Source organism: Gemella sp. GH3 (assembly GCF_013415425.1).
GTDB lineage: Bacteria > Bacillota > Bacilli > Staphylococcales > Gemellaceae > Gemelliphila.
Map to the genome: position 1 here is coordinate 1 of NZ_JACBYC010000218.1, position 445 is coordinate 445.

At 43.1% G+C, this 445-nt stretch carries 2 tRNA genes and 1 rRNA gene; all 3 read right to left on the reverse strand.

Annotated features, from left to right (window positions below):
- Positions 1-134: 134 nt before the first annotated feature.
- Positions 135-210: transfer RNA gene (locus HZY83_RS07780), tRNA-Ala, on the reverse strand.
- 26 nt (positions 211-236) lie between these two features.
- Positions 237-313: transfer RNA gene (locus tag HZY83_RS07785), tRNA-Ile, on the reverse strand.
- 61 nt (positions 314-374) lie between these two features.
- Positions 375-445, reverse strand: a 16S ribosomal RNA gene (locus HZY83_RS07790); the annotation flags it as partial.

Here is a 445-nt window from a genome sequence, read left to right on the forward strand (position 1 = left end):
TACTTAATCGTGTGTAGCTTTCGCTTCGTTTTCTTCCTTGAACTCTTATTCTTCTGAATAAACTCTTTTTCTCGGTTTTTTCTTGTAAATCTTGGTTATATAATTTCGTATTAAGTTTTCATTGTGCAAATAAATGGTGGAGCCTAGGAGGATCGAACTCCTGACCTCCTGCGTGCAAAGCAGGCGCTCTCCCAGCTGAGCTAAGGCCCCAAAGGTAATATGTATATTTAATTATATGGTGGGCCTAAATGGACTTGAACCATCGACCTCACGCTTATCAGGCGTGCGCTCTAACCAGCTGAGCTATAGGCCCCTATAAGTGCTTGAACACTCAAAACTAAACGAATTGTCAACCTTATTCCCTCTATCCTTAGAAAGGAGGTGATCCAGCCGCACCTTCCGATACGGCTACCTTGTTACGACTTCACCCCAATCATCTATCCCA